Raw genomic sequence first — 22,506 nt, 5'->3', positions numbered from 1 at the left:
GGGAGCAGCTTATGTCTGACACAGCCCTCACCGCCCCGCGCAGCACAAATCCGTTTGCTGGTCTGATGTCCGGCACTCTCGGACCGGTCCTGGTGGTCGTTCTCGCGATCTTTGCAATCTGGTACGTCGCAGCTGTTGCCTTGAACACGCCGTTTCAGCAGGACATGTATGAGCGGGCCAATCAGACCGACGTGCCAATGAGCCAGTTGGTCACAGATACGTTGGCCCAGGAGCGCCCCGTTCTGCCGGCACCGCATCAGGTCATCGCTGAGATCTGGAACACAACGGTCGAAAAGAAGATCACGTCCAAGCGGTCCCTCATCTACCATTCCGGCATTACATTGTCGTCGACCCTTCTCGGGTTTCTGATCGGGACATTGCTCGGAATCCTGCTTGCTGTCGGGATCGTACACAGCCGCGTTCTCGACAAGTCTATGATGCCATGGGTGATTTCCTCGCAAACCATTCCGATCCTCGCCATCGCGCCGATGATCATTGTGGTTTTGAATGCGGTCGGCATCTCCGGATTGCTGCCGAAGGCGATGATTTCGACCTATCTGTCCTTCTTTCCGGTCACCGTCGGAATGGTGAAAGGCCTGCGCTCTCCGGAAGTCATTCATATGGATCTGATGCACACCTATTCTGCAACGCGTCTTCAAGCGTTTTGGAAACTGCGCTTGCCTTACGCGGCTCCCTACCTCTTCACATCCATGAAGATCGGCATGGCGGCGTCTCTGGTGGGCGCGATCGTTGGGGAATTACCGACTGGAGCCGTCGCCGGACTTGGCGCACGCCTTCTCGCGGGCTCGTACTATGGTCAAACCATCCAGATCTGGTCCGCGCTTTTGATGGCCGCCTTCCTGGCCGGAAGCCTGGTGGCCCTGATCGGCGCCCTTGAAAAACTCACTTTGAAGCGCATGGGGATGGCGAGATGAGTGCACAAACGGTCTCAAAACGCCGGTTCGACATGCCGGCACTACTCGCCTGGTTTGTCGTCGCCATGGTTCTTGTCGGGCTTTTCAGCGCCGCCTTCAAACCGGATATCGGCATTCTGGAGGCACCACAACTTGCCTTGAGCCTCGTGCTTCTGGCGATCCTTGGCGTTCGTTATGAGCTTGGCTTCATGCGCAACTGGATTGGCGACTTAGCATTGGGCATTGTCGCGGCCCTCGCTGCTTCGCTTTTAATCAGCGCGGCGGGCCGCCACGAAGGGGACGCCGCACTCGGGTTCTGGGCGCTGACAGCTGCAACCTGGGCGGCCTTTTGGTTGTTCGTGGAACGTTTGGCGATCTGGAAAAGCCGGTCGCTGCTCACCACCCGAATTGTGAACCTGGCCATCCCAGCGATCTTTGGCATCACGCTCTTGATCCTTTGGGAGCTGATCGTAACCGGCGCAGGTGTTCCCAAGGTCTTGCTGCCAGCGCCGTCCGAGATCTGGCTGCGGATGACGACGTCTGTCCCCACCCTTTGGGCCGACTTCCAGCAGACCTTCTTGAAGGCAGTGCTCGTCGGTTACGCGCTTGGATGCGGAGCAGGTTTCCTGATCGCGATCCTGGTCGACCGGGTACCCTTCCTCCGCCGGGGGCTTTTGCCAATCGGCAATCTGGTTTCCGCGCTGCCAATCATCGGTGTCGCCCCGATTATGGTGATGTGGTTCGGCTTCGATTGGCCATCCAAGGCGGCCGTCGTGATCATCATGACCTTCTTCCCGATGCTGGTGAATACGGTCTCTGGTCTCGCCGCATCTGATTCCATGCAACGGGATCTGATGCGGACCTACGCCTCCAACTACTGGCAGACCTTGTTCAAGCTGCGTTTGCCCATGGCCATGCCGTTCATTTTCAATGCGCTCAAGATCAACTCCACGCTCGCTCTGATCGGGGCTATCGTGGCGGAATTCTTCGGCACCCCGATAGTCGGCATGGGCTTCCGGATTTCCACAGAAGTCGGGCGAATGAATGTCGATATGGTCTGGGCAGAAATTGCTGTCGCAGCGTTGGCCGGCTCTTTGTTTTATGGCCTGGTTGCGCTTCTGGAGCGCGCGGTAACCTTCTGGCATCCCTCAATCCGCGGGTAACGCGTCCGGAGGGTGACCTTTAGGACTGGTCTGATCGGAAACGCGCCCTATGGTTTGGAGGACTTCAAATTGAAGCCCTTCATCCCACCCGCATTTCCAAGAGCCATTCGCCAATGCCAGAAGGCCATACGATCCATCGTGCCGCCAGTGACCACCGGAAAATCCTTAAAAATCGCTATTTAGCCATTTCTTCACCGCAAGGGCGGTTCGAAGATGGTGCCGCCTGGCTCAACGGACGCCTTTGCAAAGATGTCGAAGCCTATGGCAAACACCTGATCTACAGCTTTGAACGGGAAACCTTTCTTCACGTCCATCTCGGACTGTTCGGCCGTATCCGAAAAAGGAAACTCCCTGAGCCCGAACCGCGGGGCGCGGTCCGTATCCGGATGATTGGCGACACACATCTCATCGATATCAACGGACCAACGGCGTGTGAGATCCTCGATCCGGATGATCTGGCCAAGCTGACATCGCGGATTGGCCCCGACATTCTTCGCGCAGATGCAGATCCTGAGCGGGTCTACTCCCGGATCTCCAAGAGCCGGTCACCCATCGGCAAGCTCCTGATGAACCAATCCGTTGTGGCCGGTATCGGCAACATCTACCGCAGTGAAATTTTGTGGCGCCAAGGCATTCATCCTGACCGGCCTGGAAAAGACCTCTCAAAAGATGACTTTGAGCGCCTCTGGGCCGATGCCGTGCATTTGCTCGAGATCGGCGTCAAACGCAACGCGATCATAACTGTCGATGAGGCTGCCCCCGGTCGGGGCCGGTATCGCGAGCGGGTCAATATCTTCGGGAAACGGAGTTGCCCCACCTGTGCGGGTGATATCACGCAGGTCGAAATCGACACACGCAAGGCATACTTCTGCGCAGCCTGTCAGGCGGATTGAAACTCACCTTGGAACCTGCCAAGAGTGGCATCTTCGTGCGCAACAATTATCTGCCAAGGCCTCCAATGAAACCCAGCCGAGACATCTCCCGCCTTATCGAAATCATGGCTGCCCTGCGCACGCCCGGAACCGGGTGCCCCTGGGATCTGGAACAGAACTTCGCGACGATTGCGCCCTACACTCTGGAAGAAGCGTATGAGGTCGCCGACGCGATCGCTAAAGACGACATGCTGGAGCTGCGCGAAGAGCTGGGCGATCTTCTTTTGCAGGTGGTCTACCACGCGCGGATGGCAGAGGAAGAGGATCATTTTTCGTTTCCCGATGTGGTGGAGGGCATCACCAAAAAGATGATCCGTCGGCATCCGCATGTCTTTGGCGATGAAACCGGTGAAAAACCCGAACTCGTCAAGGGAATTTGGGAGCGGATCAAATCGGAAGAACGGGCCGAAAAACGTGCTGAACGGGAAGCCCAGGGGCTTGCCGAGCCGAACAAAGGATTTCTCGACGACGTGCCAACGGCCTTCCCTGCCCTTCAAGAGGCGGACAAGCTCCAGCGCCGGGCATCCAAGGTCGGTTTCGACTGGAACGATGCCCGGCTGGTTCTGGACAAGATCCGGGAAGAGACCCATGAGCTGGACGAGGAACTCTCCAAATCTGATCCTGACAAGGACCGGATCACAGACGAGTTGGGCGATACGTTTTTTGCCCTGGCAAACCTCGCCCGGCACCTCGATATCGACCCGGAAGAAGCCTTGCGCCGGACTAACCGGAAATTCCGCCGAAGATTTGCAGCAATCGAGGGCGTTGCAGAGGCAAATGGAGCCACACTGGACGCAATGAGCCTCGAAGAAATGGAAACGGCGTGGCAAGCTGCAAAGAAACAGGACCCAGCTGCAACCTGATCCTGTTTTGAGACTGGCAAAAACTGACCATACGTGTTTTGCCACGGTTTACTTAAGGTCAGAATCTCTCACACTTCTGCAAAACACGATCGGAAGCACCAGACTTTCATGGCCCTCCTCAAAGCTTTTGCGCTGTTTGCAATGGCGACCCTCACAGCTGCGTTTTCAGCGCATGCTGAGACGTGGCGCATTTCAGCATTGGATTGGCCGCCCTATTCAAGCCCGCAGGAAAAGAATGGTGGCAGCGCTGTTGCCGTTCTCCGCGCGTCTTTAGCCGAGATCGGTGTGACCCTCGAAATCGATTACATGTCGTTCCCCCGTGCCAAGGCGCTTGCGAAAAGCGGCCAGTACATCGGCTATTTTCCGGCCTGGCCAGAAGAAATCATCGAAGGTTTTAAAGGCTCCCGGCCCATCATGATGTCTCAGGTTGGAGTTGTTCATCGTCAGGACAGCAGTGTGTCTTGGCACAACACGCACGATCTCTTTGAAAACTACCCGGTCGGGTATGTCCGGAGCTTTGTCTACCCGATTGAAATTCAAGAAGAGGTCGAACACCACGCCACCACGGCGACGGGCGTGGACACTGAACAAGATCTTGTTCGTATGCTTGCAGCCGGTCGGATAGAGGTCGCCGTGACCGATCCATCAGTCATGCTCCGCATCAGCGAAAAAATGGGTATCACCGGGCTGGTTGCCAACAAATATATTTTGTTTCGCAAACCGTTGGTGCTGGCCTTTTCCGGTGAAAGGGATAACGTCTCGCGAAGAGTGCGCCTCAATACTGTTTTGCCGAAATTCAGCCGGAACCAGCTTACCTGTTGCGCCTATCACCCCCCGGCCAAACAGAACTAGACACTGAGTGTTTACCCAATTGAATTGGCGCTAGTCCTCCACGAACCAACGCCAATTCCTAGCCTTTGATCATCAACTTGCCACGGGCGACGGTATCGCTCTTGGTTCAGGTGCCAGTTGAGGTCTGCGCTGTGGCCAGGCGGGTTGCATTCCGGCTGGTGCCCCGATGGTTTTCGGACCGATCGGATGAGCGTCCTCTGACGGGGGGCGCTGCTGGATGGTGCGTTTGGGTCCGAGGCCGAAGACCTGCCGCCATGTCCGTATGGGATTGCGGAAATCAAAGACCTCCGTATGGATCGGCAGTTGGCCACCGGCCGCGCGATAGGATCGGCATGCAATTGTCAGCAGTGGATCCGGACCGCACGCAAAGAGCTCGGATGATTGCCAACCAGGCGGCAAATGGGCATCGAAGGTCTCCATGTTGAACCGGGCGCCTTCCGCATCGCCGAGAAAATGCACCACCAGTTGAGGCAACCGTTTGGCCATTGCCGCCAGATAATTGGGATCGACCGCATGGTTCATGGACCTGTAAATATAAAACAAGTCAATCCGCGGCCCGTGGTCAGGTGACATTGCGCCAAGCGCTGCCAGAAACGGGGTAATCCCTGCTCCGCCCGCAACCCAAATCTGCCTGTAGATCCGTTTTGGATCGGTTTGTGGGGCAAAGTCACCCGCAATCCTGTTCAACAGCACCTCGTCGCCAACCTTGAGCTGCGTTTGCAGCTTCTTTGTATAATCTCCACGGTCGAAGATAACGAAACGCATACCGTTCTGACTTGGCGCCGATGCAATTGTGAACGGGTGCGGTTCCCGAAGGCCTCGTTTGGTGCAGGAGAGGCTCGCGTGCTGGCCCGGACACCATGCGACCGGCCCCCGGCCATCTCGCGGTTCAAGCCGGATATCGATGCTGTCATGGTTGTGCTTCAAAGCACTTACTTGCATTCGGCGAGGCCGGTGCAAATGGTGCGCGATGACACGCGCCATCGCAGCAATGCCAACCACAGACAAGACCGCCAGCACCCACCAATGCACACTGAAATCTTCGACAGGGATGGCCGATAGGAAGACGTGAGCGACCGTGACGAGATAAATCGGGCCCATTGCATAATGGGTCCAGCGCCAGACATGATAGGGAATCGCGGGGATGAGCCCGTACAACACCAGGATCATGAGATAAATCCCCGCAAACGTCCCGGCGCGGGTACCAAACTCTTCCCAGCCGGGCACAATGCTTTCTCCGCGCGGTTCCGCCAGGATCCAATGAGCAAGGGTCATGATCCATGCCCAATGGGCAAAGATCCTGTGCACTTGGTAAGATCGCCCGGGACCACCCAGAAGTCCGTCAACGATCCTTATTCGCGCGGCCAGCACCATACACACTGTCATGGCCACAAATGCACCAACTCCAAAGGTAGCTGGTATCAGGTTTTCAGCTGGAACACCGCTGAGAAGTGCGCTGTAAACGACAGCAATAAAAAGAAGAAATCCGACATGTGGATAGATAAGTCGCATCAGTTGCTCCCACCATGAATAGCATTGTTATGCTTGTCTAAGCTTCAGGTGGTTTCCCCGAATTCCCGTGCCGCATGTCTGAGTGCGTTGAACCGCTCTCAAATATGCCCCCAACTCGAAAAAACAGAGTGCCAGCGATCCGTTTTGGACCAGTTTTATTGTTCTAAGACTGATAGTTAGCGAAATGGCCGGAATTTCGGCGGCACTGAGACCGGAAACAGGAAATACGGCGGCAGGAACGCAAACACCTGCCATCAAACCAGGACGTGTACCGTCCCGGTCAATTAAAAAATGAACCCGTCAATTCGAAAGGTTGGCGCTGTTCCGGTATCAGAAGCCCGAACGGCGTGTATCGGTCCGTTATTCAGATGGATCAATTGCAAACTTGCCGAAGAGATCCCGGAACGGTCCACGTTGCTTGTCCGAGACCCGGACTTCCGCGGTCACGTATTCTTCGCCGTCGGTACGCTCGAGGACCTCAGCCATCTGGTAAAGCTTTGCAATCAATGCGCCTTCTGCAACTGGTATACGGACCGACAGGATATCGTCATGCCGCGCCATGAAACTGTCAACGCGGGCACTCAGATGATCAATGCCCTCACCGGTCACAGCAGACAGGGCGACGGGACCCTCACCTTGTTCTTCTAAGAGGAGTTTCGCCCGGTAGTCCTTGTCGAGGAGATCGATCTTGTTCCAGACCTCAATGATCGGTGCGCCAGTCAGCGCATCGACCCCAAGTTCTTCCAAGGTCTTTTGGACGTCTTCGGCTTGCGCGTCCGTGTCAGGGTGCGAAATATCACGCACATGGAGGATCAAATCCGCTTCCAGCACCTCTTCAAGGGTCGCACGGAAAGCAGCTACCAGATGCGTCGGCAGGTCCGAGATAAAGCCAACCGTATCTGACAGGATAATCTCCCGCCCATGCGGCAACGTGATTTTGCGCAGCGTTGGATCCAGCGTTGCAAAGAGAAGATCTTTGGCAAACACTTCGGACTCAGTCAGACGATTGAAAAGCGTGGACTTTCCCGCGTTCGTATAACCCACCAGGGCGACAACCGGTTGCGGGATCTTCTTCCGTTTCTTTCGGTGCAGTTCCCGGGTTCGGCGCACGCTTTCAAGCTGCTTCTGCAGCGCAATGATCCGTTCTTGGATCTGACGGCGGTCGGCCTCGATTTGGGTTTCCCCTGGACCGCCCATGAACCCGGCGCCGCCCCTTTGTCGTTCAAGGTGCGTCCAGGACCGGACCAACCGACTTTTCTGCCAGGTCAGATGCGCCAGATCGACTTGAAGCTTGCCTTCTTTGGTCCGTGCGCGGTCACCGAAGATCTCCAGAATCAAACCTGTCCTGTCGATCACCTTGGTCTTCAGGCGGCGTTCCAGGTTTCTTTGCTGAACCGGAGACAACGGGTGGTCGATAACAACCAGATCCAGATCCTCACTGGCAACAATGCCGGCAAGTTCCGCAACCTTACCTTCGCCGAACAGCGTCGCAGGCTTGGGATTGTTTATCCGCACCACGCCAGAATGGACGATATCCAAGTTGATGGCCGCGCTGAGGCCAATCGCTTCGTCAAGCCGGGCTTCCGGGCTCCGGTTGGATCTGAGGTCTGCCTGGGAGTTTTCAGAACGCAGCTGGATGACCGGTTCTAGGATCATCGCACGAAAGCGCTGGGGCAGACGATCTACCCCAGTGTCTTTTTGTCTAAGAGATTTCTGACCCGGTTCTTCTGAACCATTGGATTTCGAAAAGTCGTCTTCGCGAGACTTCGGTTTCAATCAGCTTGCCTTTTCCGCGTTTTCCTCAGCCTGATCGAACAATTGAACAGGTCCGTTTGGCATAATTGTGGAAATGGCATGTTTGTAAACCAGCTGCGAATGACCGTCGCGGCGCAGCAGAACGCAGAAATTGTCGAACCACGTCACAACTCCCTGCAGCTTGACCCCGTTGATCAAGAAAATTGTGAGCGGTGTTTTTTGTTTGCGAACGTGATTGAGGAATGTGTCTTGTAGGTTTTGTGCGCGCTCAGCCATGTGTTCTTTTATCCTATTTGGTCCGGATGCGGCCAGGCACCCGGTTTTCTCCTGGCTGACTGTTCCAAGCACAAATCCTCTCAGATTATGGTGTACCCAGCCTGCCCGCTTTTTTATTGCCCATCTATCAGTGGGTCATCTGCCCTGACCCTCAAGTATCCCCAGCCCGGCATCAAAGCGGGCTACGATTCACACCACCTTCAAATCAGTAGCAGTATGGAACAGTTCGCGCAATCGGGTTGCAACCGATCCGGGATGCCCATTCCCGATTACCTTGTCATCAATTCGTACAACAGGCATTGCGATATTTGTCGCAGCGGTAACAAACGCTTCCTTGGCATCATAGGCCTCTTCGAGGCTGAAAGGCCGTTCTTCGAAAGACAACCCTTCGCGCTCAACGAGGTCCAAAATCGCTGTGCGTGTGATCCCACGCAAGATACCGCTCTCTGCCGGCCGCGTGATCAACTTGCCATCTTTTGTTACAATCCAGGCATTGGTCGAGCCGCCTTCGGTCACATTGCCGTCCGCGTCCACATACCAGGCCTCTTTGCCGCCCTTTTCCTTCGCGCTCTGCTTGGCGAGAACATTCGGCAGCAGGGCCACAGTCTTGATATCCACCCGCGGCCAACGGTTTTCCGGGTAACTGAATACCGCAATCCCGGCCTCGGCTTGCGCGTTCACCGCAGCCGGGTTGGAAGAGCGTGCCGTCACCACAATTGAAGGCGCGACATTTGCCGGCGGGAAAAAATGGTCACGTTTTGAAACGCCGCGTGTCACCTGGATGTACACAAGCCCATTGCGCACCTTGTTCCGGCGCACCACCTGGCGCAGTACAAATTCGACTGCCGGCCGGCTCATAGGCCAATCAATGGACAACTCGCTCAAGGACCGGCCGAGGCGCTCCAGATGGCGCGGCATGTCAACGATCTGGTTGTTCCAAACCTCGCAAACCTCATAGACGCCATCTGCAAACTGGTAACCGCGATCTTCAATATGGACTGCAGCTTCCGAATGCTGGACATATTGACCATTCACATAGGCAATACGGCTCATGAATTCTCCTGATCCCGGCAGGTTCTTTTTGAACCAATTGGTATTGCTACTGTTTTGACCGTTTGGTCAGCCAAATGCAAGATCAGAAAAACGTCATACTGACTTAAAAGAAATCAAGACTGACGCGGAACATCTGCTCAACCTGCCGGACCCTGCTGGCAACTGCAAAGATTACGATCCTGTCTTTCGCCTGGATCTGCAGATCTCCATTCGGTGTCAGAACCTCGCCATCCCGGAACACCGCTCCGATCCGAATGCCGGACGGCAAGTCGATCATGCGCAACGGCCGCCCGACCAGTGGCGAAGTGTCGAGCGCTTCTGCCTCTACAATTTCGGCAGCGCCGTTTTGCAATGTGTGGACACCCCGGATCCGGCCGCGGCGTACATGCTGAAGGATCTTGGAAATCGTTACGGCGCGTGGATTGATGAAGGCATCAATGCCAAGTGCATTGGTGAACGCCGGATAACTCGGGTTATTCAAGAGCGACAATGACCGTTTACAGCCAAGTTTTTTGGCCATAACGGACGACAGAATATTGACCTCATCTTCATTCGTGAGAGCAACCATTGTGTCCGCATCACCGGCATCGGCTTCGTTCAAAATTGTCAGATCCAGCGCACTGCCATGCAAAATGACCGATCGCTTGAGATCGTCCGCAACTGAAATGGCACGTTCACGGGATGCTTCGATCAGCTTGATCTTTGTACCGGCCTGACGTTGTTCCAAGGCCTTTGCAACATAAAGGCCGATATTGCCGCCGCCTGCAATCACAACCTTGCCGGCTTCCGGCTCTTCATGCCCGAAAATGCTAAGTGTGCGGCGTACCTGATCCCGTTTCGCGACAACATAAGCAAGATCGCCTGTGTAGATGGAATCGCTGCTTTTCGGCACGAACAGTTTGTTATTCCGGTAAAGCCCAACAACAACAGCCCCGAGATCCGGGAACAGTTCTGTCAGCTGATGAAGCGGCGTATCTACGACCGGGCAGTCGTCTTCACACATGATCCCGACCACAACGACATTGTCGTCGGCAAAACGGACGGTTTCTACAGCCCCTGGAAGAGCCAAACGCCGAAGCACCATTTCACCGACTTCGATTTCAGGTGAAATGATCACGTCAATCGGCATGTTTTCGCGGGAAAATAGATTGCGCCAACGGCCCTGAAGATAGGATTGCGCGCGGATACGCGCGACCTTTGTCGGCACATTGAAGAGGGAATGGGCCACCTGACACGCGACCATGTTCACCTCGTCATACAAGGTGACGGCAACGATCATATCGGCCTCTTCCGCTCCGGCCTGGGCTAGAACATCCGGGTGAGCCCCGTGTCCGACAAAACCGCGAACATCCAGTTGATCGCCGATCGCATCAATCAGTTTGGGCGAGGAATCAATAACGGAAACATCGTTCTGTTCCGCAGCCAGCCGTTCGGCGATCCCGTAGCCGACCTGTCCGGCGCCGCAAATCACGATTTTCATGGAAACCCCTTCCCGGCTCTTCTTATTTGGCTCTCACAAGCACGCTGGCGCGTCAGGTCATTCCCAACGTCTTCAGCTTGCGGTGAAGCGCTGACCGTTCCATACCGACAAATTCCGCCGTGCGCGAGATGTTGCCGTCAAATCTCTTGATTTGGGCTTGAAGATACTCGCGTTCAAAGATTTCCCGCGCCTCACGCAGCGGAACGGACATCAAGTGTTCACCAGTGCCGGACGACGGCAGGCTCGGAAGGGTTTCACCGATTTCGGCGGGCAGAAGGTCCGCGGTAATGGTGCTGTCCGGTTCGCCCCGGCTCAGAATCAACAGTCGCTCGACGTTGTTCCGCAACTGACGGACATTTCCTGGCCAATCGTGTGTTTGAAGGACTGCCATGGCATCGTCTCCAATCGGACGCAGCGGAATGCCGGACGCCGAAGAGATCTGCTCCATAAAGTGGCTTACAAGCACCGGGATGTCTTCCCGGCGCTCGGCGAGCCCCGGCACGCGGAGAGGCACCACGCTCAGGCGGTGATAGAGATCTTGCCGGAACAAGCCCGTTGCAATGTGTTCTTCCAGATTCTTTGAGGTCGATGACAGGATCCGGATGTCGACCTGTACCTTACCGGTCCCGCCAACACGCGAAAAACTCTGCTCCACCAATACCCTAAGGATCTTGCCCTGTGTTTCCGCCGGCATGTCGGCAACTTCGTCGAGATACAGCGTACCGCCGTGTGCCTCTTCCAAAGCACCAATTTTACGCAGGTTCCCGCTCTCATCCTCGATCCCGAAAAGCTCCTCTTCCATTCGGGACGGTGTGATGGTGGCCGCGTTCAAGACAACAAACGGACTTTTCGCACGCGGTGAAAGATCATGGATCATCCGCGCTGCACGTTCTTTGCCGGACCCCGATGGCCCGGAAATCAGAATTCGGCTGTTCGTTCCTGCAATTTTTTCGATGGTTTGCCGGAGACCATTGGCAGCTGAAGAATAGCCAACAATGTCGCTGGTCTCCCCGCTTCTTTGGCGCAAGTCGCGCACTTCGCGGCGAAGACTGGATGCTTCCAGCGCTCTTTCGACAATGTGGACCAGCCGATCAGCCTTGAAAGGTTTTTCGATGTAGTCATAGGCCCCACGCTTGATCGCGGAAACAGCCGTTTCGATGTTGCCGTGGCCGGAAATGATCACAACGGGCATATCCGGATCAGTTTCCTTGAACTGATCCAAAAGCGCCAGACCGTCCAACCGGCTTCCCATCAACCAGATATCCAGGATGACTAGCGACGGCTTGCGCTCTTTCACGGCGGCAATCGCGCTGTCTGAGTCATGCGCCGTGCGGGTGCCGTATCCGTCATCGTCCAGAATGCCGGCAATCATCTCACGGATATCGGTTTCGTCGTCTACAACCAGAATGTCATGCGCCATGGGCAGTCACTGCTTCTTCTTCGGTTTGGTCTGTTTCAAGGGCTTCAGACGGCTTCATGGAGAGCGTCAACCGGACAAGCGTTCCGGTGTCGCCTGGATTGGCCTTCGGCGCATCCAGCAATTCAATGCCCCCTCCATGGTCTTCAAGAATCTTGCGCACGATGGCAAGTCCCAGTCCTGTCCCCTTCTCACGTGTCGTCATATATGGCTCCAAGAGCCGCGATCTGTTTTCTTCCGGCAGGCCGATGCCGTTGTCGACTACATCAACAATTACCCGCTCCGGATCGTCTTCCGGATCACATTTGACGTGAACGGACACCGATCCCTTGGGCAAATCGTCACCCGTCCGGGCAGCGACCGCTTCTGTGGCGTTCTTGATTACATTTGTGAACGCCTGACCGACCAGCCGCTCGTCATACGTCGCCAAAACAGGGCTCTCAGGCAAGTCGGCTGTTACCGATATGTCCGGGTTCGCCACGGATTGCATGAAAGCAGCATTTCGAACGGATTCCCGCAAATCGCTCATGGTTTTTTTCGGTTTGCGCATGCGCGCAAAGGAGGAGAATTCATCGACCATCTGCCCGATGTCGCCGACCTGGCGCACGATTGTATCAATGCATTGGTCAAAGACTTCGCGGTCCTCTTCGATCCGTTTGCCATAACGCCGCCGGATCCGCTCGGCAGACAACTGGATCGGTGTCAAAGGATTCTTGATCTCATGCGCAATCCGGCGGGCAACATCCGCCCAGGCCGAGTTGCGTTGCGCGGACACAAGATCGGTAATGTCGTCCAGCGTCACAACAAAGCCGTGTTCCCGGCGGGTTGATTGCTCGCTCGTCGTGCGCACATTGATTGTCCGCAGTCGTCCCCCGCGCGTGATTTCAATCTGGGTTTCTGGCATCTTGTCGCCTTGCAAGGCCAGAACATCTGAAAGGTAGTCCGTCAACTCCGGCAAAACGTCTGGTAACGGCTTGTTCAGGATACGAATTTCTTCAACTTGCAGGAGCTCTTCGGCGGACCGGTTGACCAGGATGATCGATCCCTCATCGTCCACCCCGATAACGCCGGTCGAAACCCCAGAGAGGACAGCTTCGTTGAAGCGCCGCCTCCGATCTATCTGCTCGTTGGCCGCAAGAAGCGCATCTCTTTGACCGACCAGCTGACCGGTCATTTTGTTGAAGCTTTGCCCAAGATTGGCAAGGTCGCCGCCGGCTTTTTCCGTTGGCACGGTGACGGACAGGTTCCCGCTCGCCACTTCGTCTGCTGCAGAGATGAGGCTCCGGATTGGCGAAACCAGCTGATTTGCAAATCCGAAGCCGATCCAGATCGCGGAAAGCAAGAGGACCAGAGCGACGCCAAGATAGACCAGCGCAAAGGCGACCTGAACGCCGAACCGGCTGTTTTCCATTTGCTGGTATTGAAGCGCGCCGCTCTCGGCAAGGCCCATGTACTCCACGACACGCGGATCCAGGCGGCGTACCGCATAGAGAACAAAGCCATCGTAGGCGGAGAGGTTCATCACGCCGCCGACAAGGTTCGAAATCCCCGGCGCGATTAGAATTGGGTCACCGGATTGCGCCTTGAAAATGCTATCTGCAGGTGGCAGCGGGATATCAGCGTTGGGGTCTAGAACAACCCTGGTCACCACGTCGCCTTCGCGGTTGATGATGTAGGCCGCCAGAATGCCGCGCAAGGAGACCTGTGTGCGGAAAAACTGATCAAACCGGGTCGGCTCAAAGTCGTAGACCGGCTTTGCTCGGTCCAGATCGGTCCGCATTGCAATGAGATCGCCCCGCAGAACCCTTGCGTGTTCCTGCAAATAGGCCTGCGCCACCGTCAAGGCGTTGTCGATGATGGTGCGTGTTCGGTCCTCAAACCAACGGTCGAGCCCACGATCAAGCGTCACAGCCGCCAGAATGGCCATCAGGATCGCTGGAACGGCTGCAACGACACTGAACAAAGCCACTACCCGCACGTGAAGACGGGCGGCCGCCCGGCCACGCCGGCGGGCCTGAAGCAGTTTGATGATTTCATAGCCGATGAGCGCCAACAGGATTACGGCCCAAAGGCCGTTGATCGCCATGGCCGTGACGATGACGTCGCGTGTCGGGTCGAGGGACGTCAGACCCATCAGGATGAAAAATGTGACCCCGATGGAAATGAGCGCCAGGATCATGACTGCAAGACCGGCGCGCCGCCAGAACTTACTGGCGCTGCCGGATTGCGCTACGGGATGTTGCGCGGATTCCAGTATCATTCGGCCCCTGGTATTTGCCTGCAAAAATTCGGCGCAGAATAACACGATCTGCGAATGCGGCAGACTTACCACACAATGTTGCGAAATTGCGACAAGGCAAAATCGTCCACTGACAAATTCAAGTGAAAAGTGGCGCTGAATTTTGTTCCAGCGTCACCGTGTGGAGCGCATAACCTGTATATCCAAATCCCGAATTTTCTTGCGCAACGTGTTGCGGTTCACGCCCAAAAGCTCCGCCGCCTTGATCTGGTTTCCTCGCGTTGCCGCAAGCGCCGCGCTGATCAGAGGGTACTCCACCTCCCGTAAAATGCGATGGTAGAGACCAGGGGGGGGCAGCGCGTCGCCGAACGTTTCGAAATATCCGGACAAGTACTTTTCAACGGAACCGCCAAGATCAACGGTTTCGGACGTCTCATCTTCGAGCGGATTCGTGGACGGTTGGCTCAGCTCATGATCAAGCATTGCCTCGCCGATAACATCCTGCGGATAGAGCGCCGCCAACCTGCGAACGAGGTTTTCCAGTTCCCGCACGTTGCCCGGCCAACGGTACCGGCGCATCAGGTTCATCGCGCTCTGATCGACCTGCTTGGCCGGAAGACCTTCCTTTTCCGCCATGGAAAAGAAGTGCCGCACAAGGTCCGGAATGTCCTCAACCCGTTCGCGCAGCGGTGGGAGCCGGATCGGTACAACGTTCAGCCGGAAATACAGATCTTCACGGAATAGTCCCTGATTGATGAGATGCCGTAAATCCTTGTTGGTGGCCGCAACGATACGGACATCGGTTTTGATCGGGGTTCGACCACCGACAGTGGTGTATTCGCCTTGCTGCAGGACGCGGAGAAGTCGGGTCTGCGCCTCCATGGGCATATCACCGATCTCATCCAGGAAAAGCGTTCCGCCATCTGCCTGCTCGAACCGGCCAGAGCTCCTGTTCTGTGCGCCCGTGAATGCGCCTTTCTCATGCCCGAACAACTCGGCCTCGATCAGATCCCGCGGGATGGCCGCCATGTTTATCGCGACAAAAGGGCCGTTGCGCCGTTTGCCATAGTCATGCAGCGCGCGCGCCACCAACTCCTTGCCCGTTCCAGATTCGCCATTGATCATGACTGTCAAATCAGTCTGCATCAGACGAGCCAGAACGCGGTAAATCTCCTGCATTGCCGGCGAACGGCCGACAAGCGGCATTCCCTCACCGCTTTCCTCAAGGTCGGCCACAGGACGTTTCTTTGGCTCTTCCAGCGCACGCTGGACGATGCCGGTCAGTTCTTTCAGGTCAAACGGTTTGGGCAGATATTCATAGGCGCCCTTTTCCGATGCCTTGATTGCGGTCATGAACGTGTTTTGCGCGCTCATAACCAAAACAGGCAGTTCCGGGCGCATCTTCTTGATGCGCGGCAGGACATCAAAGATGTTCTCATCCGGCATCACCACATCGGTGATCACCAGATCTCCGTCGCCGGCTGAAACCCAGCGCCAGAGCGTGGACGCATTCGACGTCAAACGCACCGTATATCCAGCCCGCGACAGGGCCTGGTTAAGCACGGTGCGGATGGCGGCATCATCATCGGCAACCAAAATCGTGCCAGTCGGCATGGTCAGTCAGCCCTTATACTGCTCCGGCCCCAGGCCCGGAATCGGTGGTTGAATACGCTGGCATCAAAATCCGGAAGACGGTTTTTCCGCGCTGGCTGTCACATTCGATGACACCGCCATGATCGCCGATGATCTTGGCAACGAGCGCGAGACCCAGTCCGGAACCGTTTGTTTTTGTTGTGATAAATGGCTCAAACAGATGCGGCAGCAAATCTACAGGAACGCCCGGACCATTGTCCTGGACGCAAAACTCGAGCGGCAGGCTGACCTTGTCTTCCGTGCCAGGTACGGACAGGCGGACACCGGGCCGGAATGCAGTCGAAATCCGGATTTCGCCATCCGGATCGTCTCCAATCGCCTCACTGGCATTCTTGATCAGATTCAGGAACACCTGGATCAACTGATCCTTGTTGGCATAGACCGGCGGCAACGACGGATCATAATTCTCAATAATCCTGTTGTCCCGTGCAAAGCCGCTGTCGGACAATCGCTTCACATGATCCAGGACCACATGGATGTTGACGGGGTCGCGCTCGATCGGCCGCTCGTCGGAAAACACTTCCATCCGGTCGACCAGTTTCACGATCCGGTCGGTTTCATCCGTGATCAACCGGGTCAAAGCCCGGTCTTCATCGGGAGCTGATTGTTCAAGCAACTGGGCGGCACCGCGAATCCCGGACAACGGGTTCTTGATCTCATGCGCAAGCATGGCGGCCAAGCCTGTGACCGTGCGCGCTGCGCCACGCGACGTTAGTTGACGGTCGATTTTTTCCGCCATGGTGCGCTCTTGAAACATCAGCACCACAGCACCGGGCCGGTTCGCGACTGGCGCTGCATTGATGTCGACAATCTTCGGTGCGCCGATGCGCGGTGACCCGATATCGACCTTGTACTCGTTGACAGCGGCACCGCGCTCACGAACCTGGTCAATCAGTGTCAGAAGCGGACTTCCGAACGGAATGAACTCATTGATTGGATGCCGGCGCAGCACGGAGATGCTGGACCGCATGAAAAACTCCGCCGCCATATTGGCCGATTCAATTACCCCATCTGGGGCAACAAGCAGGACCGGGTGTGGGAGTGCATCGAGGATGGTTGGACCATCGCTGGCCAGGGCTTCGGTCCGTCCCTTTGGAGTATCTCGATCCGTCACGCTGCCGTCCGTGTATTGCAGGAAGAAAACCAATCGGACGCAATCCGGACAACCTCATCCGGCTGGTTCGATGTCATCATTGTCTTTTTGAGTGCACCTGGCATGTCCAATCCGCCCTGTTCAATGGACGTATCGAGGTACCAGCCGAGGTGTTTTCGTGCGATCCGCACGCCTGGCAAAACACCATAAAGGTCCAGAATTGCCTCGTAATGCTCAATCACCAGATCGCCAAACGCATTGCCTTGTGGAGTTGACAGGATCTCGCCCGTTTCAAGGTAGTGTCCAACGAGGCCCGGCAGCCACGGCCGGCCATATGCCCCGCGCCCGATCATGACCGCATCGGCACCAGATGCCGCCAACATCGCTTCAGCGCTTTCAATACCCGTGCAATCCCCATTGGCGATGAGCGGTACCGATATTTCAGATTTGACGGCCGAAATCGCGTCCCAATCTGCCGTGCCTTTATAAAACTGACAGCGTGTCCGGCCATGCACCGTGATCAGTTGCACACCAGCAGCTTCCGCCCGGCGCGCAAGCTCAGGTGCATTGATCGAGGTGTCGTCCCAACCAAGCCGCATCTTGAGCGTTACCGGAACATCAACGGCTTCAACTGCTGCTTCAATCAAGGTCAAGGCATGATCGAGATCGCGCATCAAGGCCGAACCGGAGTAACCGGAGGTCACCTTTTTCGCGGGACAGCCCATATTGATATCGATGATATCGGCGCCCAGACCTGCGATAACTCTGGCTGCTTCGCCCATCCAACGCGCTTCCCGGCCGGCCAGTTGAACGACATGCAGCCCCCCATCCTGCGCTTCGGCGCGCATCTGGGTTTCCGCATCACCTTTGACGAAGGATTCGCTGGCAACCATTTCGCTGACCACCATGCCGGCGCCGAACCGGGCCGCTAGACGACGGAACGGCAAATCGCTCACGCCAGACATCGGCGCTAGGACTGCGCGATTTTTCAGGGAGTGGGGGCCGATCTTGATAGACTTCATGCCAGGTCGCGACGCGCTTTCACAAATGCTCATTGTCTGTGCATTTCTCATTCTGCCTATATACTAGACATTTCACAGATGGCAACAAGGGATAAATTGCGGTCAGGCCATTGATTTGGTTAAAGACGATCTCGTGACGAGGCAACTGCCCTTTGGAGATCCATCACCATGCCGAAAACCGCCGCTCTTGTTGTCGCCGCCGGACGCGGCAGCCGAATGGCGCAAGACGGCAGCACCACTCCGAAGCAGTACCGGCAAATCGCCGACGCTTCGATCCTCTCCCATACATTGAAAGCACTCGGGAATCATCCCGCAATCTCAACTATTCTTACGGTGATCCACGCAGACGACGGCGACGCGTATATCAATGCCCTGGAGTCCTTGCCTCAGAAAGTATCCTCAAAGCTCTTGTCGGCGGTGGTTGGCGGAAAAACACGGCAGAAGTCTGCCTTGAACGGTTTGAAAGCCTTGGAAAAAGCCGACCCGGATTTTGTCCTTATACATGATGCAGCTCGCCCCTTCCTGAGCACCGACGTATTGGACGGCGTCATCGAAGCATTAGAAGAAGGTCAAGACGGCGTTCTTCCCGCTGTTCCCGTCGTTGACACTTTAAAACGCCAGCCACAAGGCGCTGACAGGTTGGAAACCATCGACCGCAGCAATCTTCATGCGGCACAAACGCCGCAGGGTTTCCCCTTCGCCAAGATCCTTTCTGCGCATCGGGCCGCGGCAGCTGCTGGTCTCGATGACTTTACCGATGATACCAGTCTTGCAGAATGGGCTGGCCTTGAGATCGCACTGAGCAATGGCGATCCGGCGAACTTCAAGATAACAACGCCGGCCGACCTCAGCCGGGCACAAACTCTAGCAAAGACGTGGACCATGACTGCCTCAACCCATCAAAAACCGTCTCTGGCAAGCCTTCAAGATGTCCGGACCGGCATCGGATATGATGTGCATGCATTTGAGGCCGGAACAGAGGTAGTTCTTGGCGGCGTGGCTATACCTCATACCCAATCCTTAAAAGGCCACTCGGATGCGGACGTGGTTCTGCATGCGATTACAGACGCCACCCTTGGAGCGATTGGCGACGGTGATATTGGTCAGCATTTTCCGCCCAGCGACCCAAAGTGGAAAGGCGCTGACTCGGACCAGTTTCAGATCGACGCGGTCCGACGTGTCAAAGACCTTGGCGGCCGGATCGCCCATATAGACGTCACCATCGTCTGCGAGGCTCCAAAGATCGGACCGCATCGCGAAACCATCCGGGACTCGATCGCAACCATCTGCGACATTCCCAGTGCACGGGTCTCGGTCAAGGCGACAACATCGGAAAAACTCGGGTTTACCGGCCGGAAAGAAGGCATCGCAGCGCTTGCCAGCGTAACTGTCCGCCTGCCGCTCAAAGAAGATGAGTAATATCAACATGTCCGGCAAACACCCTGCAAACCTCTCTGACCTTGGCACCCTCGCAGCCTCCGTCCTCGATGCCATGAAGGCGCGGAACATGATGGTGGCAACAGCAGAATCGTGCACCGGCGGGCTTATTGCCGGGAGCTTGACCGATATTGCAGGCTCTTCAGCCGTCGTAGACCGCGGGTTCGTGACCTATTCCAACGAAGCCAAAACGGACATGCTCGGTGTGCCGGCACAACTGATTGCGAAGGTCGGCGCTGTTAGCAAAGACGTCGCCATAGCCATGGCCGAAGGTGCGCTCGCCAAGTCCAAAGCCGACATCGCAGTGTCCGTCACAGGAATTGCCGGACCGGGTGGAGGCAGCGACGAAAAACCAGTCGGCACCGTTCATATTGCTGTTGCAGTGAAGAATAAACCGACGAGGCATTTGCATTGCTGGTTTGCCGACAATGGCAGGACCTCGATCCGACTAGAAACGGTCCAGACCGCCCTCACCGCTCTGCTAGACGCTCTGGACTAGCTGCTCAGTCGAAATTTTTTGCCTCGCAATGAGTACCTGTTTAATCGCTGTCGAAAGCACATGACCAAGCGTCCTGCTGGCGTGATTAGGGCCAATTGTGCAATGCAAATAAAACACCTATAAAACCGTCCGCCGCTTGGTAACCGGTGGTTTACACTGGCCAAGAAAGGCGTTTTACGACCAGGCCCGGCAAATGTAGGTTGCAGTCGTTGCAAACAAAACATTCGTGCCATGACGCTCAGAAACGCCCTTCTCGCGGCGATCACATTGTTGGTTCCAGTCAGTGCTCAGGCAGGTGGAATTCCCCAGCCTGGCGACTTCTATTTTATATCTCGGGATCAACAAGGCACGTTCGTTGGAAGCCACAAACTCTACCTGGAGTATTCCAGCGGTTTGAAACAAGTCAGTTACTGCAATCGCGAGTACTATGTGCGCAGCCACTCCGTTGCGTGGACTCAGTTTGAGACCGAACTCGGCCGGACAGTTCAGATCGAGTACAATTTTGGCCGTGGATGGCGCCCGATCTGTCAGCGCCCGCAGGATCAGGTTGCCCTTGCTGATCTTGGCATCGATATGCAGCCGAGAGAATTCCTGCAGCAATCACAAAGTGACGACAAACCTGTCAGCCGCTTGAGCGCGATCAGCGGTATCTTTAACAAGAGCAAGGCTGACAGCCGATACAAAAGCTACCATACGCGCTGATTTACATTCTGGCCGCAGCGCATGCCGCAGAGTTTATTTCATTAAAACTTTAGACAATTTCGAACCCCTTCAGAAATTTGTTCTTGAAGGATTTGGGTTATTCAAGACGTTGAGCAGCTTTGCTTTCGCGAAATGAGTTCGCGAATAAGGACCGGATATGATGATCCAGAAGACAGTAATGGCCGCCGCGCTGGCACTCGCGTGCACTGCACCGACCCAGACCTATGCTGACCAACTTGAACCGGGTGATACCTACATCATCTCCCGAGACGGTCATCGCATCTTCCGCGGGTCCCATCAAATCTACAACCGCATGGCCGAAGGTCTGGTTGAGGTGACCTATTGCCAAAGATCCTATTGGGTGAGGTACGCAACTGTTGCCTGGACCCAGCTTGAAGTTGACCGCGGATATGAGCTGCGCGTCGAGTACAATCGCGGCAAAGGCTGGCGGCCGATTTGTGCCAATCCGGAGGAACAAGTCACCCTTGCTGATCTTGGGATCAATGAAGATCCACGCCTGATCATTCAGGAAGACGGTCCGCTGGTGAACCCGATCAGCCGCTTCGCTGCAATTAGCAAATCATTCGGCTCTGGCGACAAGGCAAAAGGCTCTTACCACGCCACTGAATAGGCTCGAAATCCATTGGTAAGGCTCGCGCAAGACAATTGCAGTAAAAAAGGATCGTGACTTAAAGACGAGAACCGAAAGCTGTACAGGACATTTGCCGATGACACGCGCTCAATGCATAGCAATCCTGACGTTTTTGCCAGCGATCACTCTGGCCGGTTCCAGTTTTGCGCAAAGCGACTACTACATTCGGTCCCAATATCCGGATGGCACATTCACCGGCTCTCACGAAATTCTGACACGTCCGAAAGAAGGCTACTACCAGGCGCAATATTGCGATCGCATGTTCTGGGTCAGCACGACCACTGTCGTTTGGACCGAGGAAGAAGTTGCCGCCGGTCGAACACTGATCCTGGAAGAAAATTTCGGTGAAGAACGCAACGTGTTATGCAGCGACAACACGGCCTTCGCCAGCCTTTACGACCTTGGCCTGGAGAAGCGGGAAATCGAAGCCCTTCGGGAGCCGGAAGGATCCTTCCAGACGCGGGCAAGCCGGATTCATACGATCCGCGACGCATTCAAGCAGTTCAAATAAATCAACAATAGCGGCCGGACTGACGCCTAGCCGCCGTAGACCTGATCTGCGCGGGTTTCGAAGGCGTTTGAAAATTTCCGGAACGCCTTATCGAACATGGCCCCCATCAACGACCCGAGCGCTCGGCTGCGGAATTCGTAATTGATGTAAAACCCGACGGTGCTCCGGCCATCGTCCACATCCTTGAACGTCCACTTGTTCTCTAGATGCTTGAACGGGCCGTCCAGATACTCGACCAAGATGGTCTTGCTATCCGGCTGAAGTTCCACCCGGCTGGTGAAAGTTTCCTTGAACATCTTATAGGCAACGGTCATGTCGGCGACCAGCACGGTGCGCCCGTCCGGCAGTTCCTTCCGACCACGCACTTGCAGGGCCTGGCAAAGCGGAACGAACTTCGGATATTGCTCAACATCTGCCACGAGGCGGAACATATCGTCCGCCTTGTGATTGACCTTATGCGAAGATGAAAAACTGGGCATGG

21 protein-coding genes are annotated in these 22,506 nt (G+C 55.8%); 10 read left to right on the top strand and 11 right to left on the bottom strand.

The genetic code is table 11. The annotated features are described in order from the left end of the window. The first annotated feature begins 11 nt into the window (after positions 1–11). The 5 genes from RBB44_RS16540 to RBB44_RS16520 all read left to right on the top strand — a co-directional run bounded on the left by RBB44_RS16540 (position 12) and on the right by RBB44_RS16520 (position 4,724). A complete protein-coding gene (locus tag RBB44_RS16540; RefSeq protein ID WP_371932271.1) occupies positions 12–935 on the top strand; it encodes an ABC transporter permease in 924 nt (307 codons plus the stop codon). Then, positions 932–2,077 carry an ABC transporter permease gene (locus tag RBB44_RS16535; protein ID WP_306148746.1) on the top strand — a complete coding sequence of 382 codons (1,146 nt, stop codon included), beginning with the start codon at positions 932–934 and terminating at the stop codon, positions 2,075–2,077. The genes RBB44_RS16540 and RBB44_RS16535 overlap by 4 nt, the downstream gene beginning before the upstream one ends. Before the next feature lie 113 nt (positions 2,078–2,190). Beyond that, positions 2,191–2,970: an Fpg/Nei family DNA glycosylase gene (locus RBB44_RS16530; RefSeq protein WP_306148745.1), complete on the top strand. Its 780-nt coding sequence runs from the start codon at positions 2,191–2,193 to the stop codon at positions 2,968–2,970. Positions 2,971–3,035: 65 nt separating this feature from the next. After that, the gene (gene mazG, locus RBB44_RS16525; protein WP_306148744.1) at positions 3,036–3,872 is read left to right on the top strand and encodes a nucleoside triphosphate pyrophosphohydrolase; all 837 of its coding nucleotides are present in this window, start codon (positions 3,036–3,038) and stop codon (positions 3,870–3,872) included. A 108-nt stretch (positions 3,873–3,980) separates the two neighbouring features. Continuing rightward, positions 3,981–4,724, top strand: coding sequence for an ABC transporter substrate-binding protein (locus RBB44_RS16520; protein ID WP_306148743.1), 744 nt, complete (start codon positions 3,981–3,983; stop codon positions 4,722–4,724). Between the two features lie 72 nt (positions 4,725–4,796). On the opposite strand, the gene RBB44_RS16515 is transcribed toward RBB44_RS16520, so the two are convergent. The 10 genes from RBB44_RS16515 to dusB form a co-directional block, all read right to left on the bottom strand. After that, on the bottom strand, positions 4,797–6,236 hold the full coding sequence (locus RBB44_RS16515) for a ferric reductase-like transmembrane domain-containing protein (RefSeq protein WP_306148742.1): 1,440 nt from the start codon (positions 6,234–6,236) through the stop codon (positions 4,797–4,799). A 360-nt stretch (positions 6,237–6,596) separates the two neighbouring features. Continuing rightward, on the bottom strand, positions 6,597–7,892 hold the full coding sequence (gene hflX / locus RBB44_RS16510) for a GTPase HflX (RefSeq protein ID WP_306148784.1): 1,296 nt from the start codon (positions 7,890–7,892) through the stop codon (positions 6,597–6,599). A gap of 120 nt (positions 7,893–8,012) precedes the next feature. Further along, positions 8,013–8,267 (bottom strand): RNA chaperone Hfq, encoded by a 255-nt coding sequence (gene hfq / locus RBB44_RS16505; protein WP_006934516.1) that lies wholly within the window; start codon positions 8,265–8,267, stop codon positions 8,013–8,015. A gap of 189 nt (positions 8,268–8,456) precedes the next feature. Then, on the bottom strand, positions 8,457–9,320 hold the full coding sequence (locus RBB44_RS16500; RefSeq protein WP_306148741.1) for a D-amino-acid transaminase: 864 nt from the start codon (positions 9,318–9,320) through the stop codon (positions 8,457–8,459). Positions 9,321–9,423: 103 nt separating this feature from the next. Continuing rightward, complete coding sequence (gene trkA, locus RBB44_RS16495) at positions 9,424–10,800, bottom strand: Trk system potassium transporter TrkA (protein ID WP_133947349.1); 1,377 nt, start codon at positions 10,798–10,800, stop codon at positions 9,424–9,426. 52 nt (positions 10,801–10,852) lie between these two features. Then, a complete protein-coding gene (locus RBB44_RS16490; protein WP_306148740.1) occupies positions 10,853–12,220 on the bottom strand; it encodes a sigma-54 dependent transcriptional regulator in 1,368 nt (455 codons plus the stop codon). Then, the gene (locus RBB44_RS16485) at positions 12,210–14,477 is read right to left on the bottom strand and encodes a PAS domain-containing sensor histidine kinase (RefSeq protein WP_306148739.1); all 2,268 of its coding nucleotides are present in this window, start codon (positions 14,475–14,477) and stop codon (positions 12,210–12,212) included. The genes RBB44_RS16490 and RBB44_RS16485 overlap by 11 nt, the downstream gene beginning before the upstream one ends. Before the next feature lie 153 nt (positions 14,478–14,630). Beyond that, complete coding sequence (gene ntrC, locus RBB44_RS16480) at positions 14,631–16,070, bottom strand: nitrogen regulation protein NR(I) (RefSeq protein WP_209175558.1); 1,440 nt, start codon at positions 16,068–16,070, stop codon at positions 14,631–14,633. A 13-nt stretch (positions 16,071–16,083) separates the two neighbouring features. Beyond that, positions 16,084–17,223, bottom strand: coding sequence for a nitrogen regulation protein NR(II) (locus tag RBB44_RS16475; protein ID WP_306148738.1), 1,140 nt, complete (start codon positions 17,221–17,223; stop codon positions 16,084–16,086). After that, positions 17,220–18,224, bottom strand: a complete 1,005-nt coding sequence (gene dusB / locus RBB44_RS16470; protein WP_306148737.1) for a tRNA dihydrouridine synthase DusB — start codon at positions 18,222–18,224, stop codon at positions 17,220–17,222. Before dusB ends, RBB44_RS16475 begins: the two co-directional genes overlap by 4 nt. Before the next feature lie 168 nt (positions 18,225–18,392). On the opposite strand from dusB, the gene RBB44_RS16465 reads away from it, so the two are divergent. From RBB44_RS16465 to RBB44_RS16445, 5 genes are all read left to right on the top strand, one after another. Next, the gene (locus tag RBB44_RS16465; protein WP_306148736.1) at positions 18,393–19,643 is read left to right on the top strand and encodes a bifunctional 2-C-methyl-D-erythritol 4-phosphate cytidylyltransferase/2-C-methyl-D-erythritol 2,4-cyclodiphosphate synthase; all 1,251 of its coding nucleotides are present in this window, start codon (positions 18,393–18,395) and stop codon (positions 19,641–19,643) included. A 7-nt stretch (positions 19,644–19,650) separates the two neighbouring features. Next, positions 19,651–20,160 (top strand): CinA family protein, encoded by a 510-nt coding sequence (locus RBB44_RS16460; protein WP_306148735.1) that lies wholly within the window; start codon positions 19,651–19,653, stop codon positions 20,158–20,160. Positions 20,161–20,391: 231 nt separating this feature from the next. Further along, the gene (locus RBB44_RS16455) at positions 20,392–20,862 is read left to right on the top strand and encodes a hypothetical protein (RefSeq protein ID WP_306148734.1); all 471 of its coding nucleotides are present in this window, start codon (positions 20,392–20,394) and stop codon (positions 20,860–20,862) included. A 157-nt stretch (positions 20,863–21,019) separates the two neighbouring features. Further along, positions 21,020–21,493, top strand: coding sequence for a hypothetical protein (locus RBB44_RS16450; RefSeq protein WP_209175549.1), 474 nt, complete (start codon positions 21,020–21,022; stop codon positions 21,491–21,493). 97 nt (positions 21,494–21,590) lie between these two features. Further along, on the top strand, positions 21,591–22,025 hold the full coding sequence (locus RBB44_RS16445; RefSeq protein ID WP_133947335.1) for a hypothetical protein: 435 nt from the start codon (positions 21,591–21,593) through the stop codon (positions 22,023–22,025). Positions 22,026–22,051: 26 nt separating this feature from the next. Here the strand turns inward: RBB44_RS16445 and RBB44_RS16440 are convergent, their stop codons facing one another. Next, on the bottom strand, positions 22,052–22,504 hold the full coding sequence (locus tag RBB44_RS16440) for a type II toxin-antitoxin system RatA family toxin (RefSeq protein ID WP_133947333.1): 453 nt from the start codon (positions 22,502–22,504) through the stop codon (positions 22,052–22,054). Positions 22,505–22,506 lie beyond the last annotated feature (2 nt).

Origin of the sequence: Roseibium sp. MMSF_3247, from assembly GCF_030733765.1 — a bacterium.
Taxonomy (GTDB): domain Bacteria; phylum Pseudomonadota; class Alphaproteobacteria; order Rhizobiales; family Stappiaceae; genus Roseibium.
This window is presented reverse-complemented; position numbering and strand designations above follow the sequence as displayed.

Bases quoted from the DNA above. Each gene is read 5' to 3' on its own strand.
- RBB44_RS16540 (WP_371932271.1), top strand. From the start codon at position 12: ATGTCTGACACAGCCCTCACCGCCCCGCGCAGCACAAATCCGTTTGCT.
- RBB44_RS16535 (WP_306148746.1), top strand. From the start codon at position 932: ATGAGTGCACAAACGGTCTCAAAACGCCGGTTCGACATGCCGGCACTA.
- RBB44_RS16530 (WP_306148745.1), top strand. From the start codon at position 2,191: ATGCCAGAAGGCCATACGATCCATCGTGCCGCCAGTGACCACCGGAAA.
- mazG (WP_306148744.1), top strand. From the start codon at position 3,036: ATGAAACCCAGCCGAGACATCTCCCGCCTTATCGAAATCATGGCTGCC.
- RBB44_RS16520 (WP_306148743.1), top strand. From the start codon at position 3,981: ATGGCCCTCCTCAAAGCTTTTGCGCTGTTTGCAATGGCGACCCTCACA.
- RBB44_RS16515 (WP_306148742.1), bottom strand. From the start codon at position 6,236: ATGCGACTTATCTATCCACATGTCGGATTTCTTCTTTTTATTGCTGTC.
- hflX (WP_306148784.1), bottom strand. From the start codon at position 7,892: ATGATCCTAGAACCGGTCATCCAGCTGCGTTCTGAAAACTCCCAGGCA.
- hfq (WP_006934516.1), bottom strand. From the start codon at position 8,267: ATGGCTGAGCGCGCACAAAACCTACAAGACACATTCCTCAATCACGTT.
- RBB44_RS16500 (WP_306148741.1), bottom strand. From the start codon at position 9,320: ATGAGCCGTATTGCCTATGTGAATGGTCAATATGTCCAGCATTCGGAA.
- trkA (WP_133947349.1), bottom strand. From the start codon at position 10,800: ATGAAAATCGTGATTTGCGGCGCCGGACAGGTCGGCTACGGGATCGCC.
- RBB44_RS16490 (WP_306148740.1), bottom strand. From the start codon at position 12,220: ATGGCGCATGACATTCTGGTTGTAGACGACGAAACCGATATCCGTGAG.
- RBB44_RS16485 (WP_306148739.1), bottom strand. From the start codon at position 14,477: ATGATACTGGAATCCGCGCAACATCCCGTAGCGCAATCCGGCAGCGCC.
- ntrC (WP_209175558.1), bottom strand. From the start codon at position 16,070: ATGCCGACTGGCACGATTTTGGTTGCCGATGATGATGCCGCCATCCGC.
- dusB (WP_306148737.1), bottom strand. From the start codon at position 18,224: ATGAAGTCTATCAAGATCGGCCCCCACTCCCTGAAAAATCGCGCAGTC.
- RBB44_RS16465 (WP_306148736.1), top strand. From the start codon at position 18,393: ATGCCGAAAACCGCCGCTCTTGTTGTCGCCGCCGGACGCGGCAGCCGA.
- RBB44_RS16460 (WP_306148735.1), top strand. From the start codon at position 19,651: ATGTCCGGCAAACACCCTGCAAACCTCTCTGACCTTGGCACCCTCGCA.
- RBB44_RS16455 (WP_306148734.1), top strand. From the start codon at position 20,392: ATGACGCTCAGAAACGCCCTTCTCGCGGCGATCACATTGTTGGTTCCA.
- RBB44_RS16450 (WP_209175549.1), top strand. From the start codon at position 21,020: ATGATGATCCAGAAGACAGTAATGGCCGCCGCGCTGGCACTCGCGTGC.
- RBB44_RS16445 (WP_133947335.1), top strand. From the start codon at position 21,591: ATGACACGCGCTCAATGCATAGCAATCCTGACGTTTTTGCCAGCGATC.
- RBB44_RS16440 (WP_133947333.1), bottom strand. From the start codon at position 22,504: ATGCCCAGTTTTTCATCTTCGCATAAGGTCAATCACAAGGCGGACGAT.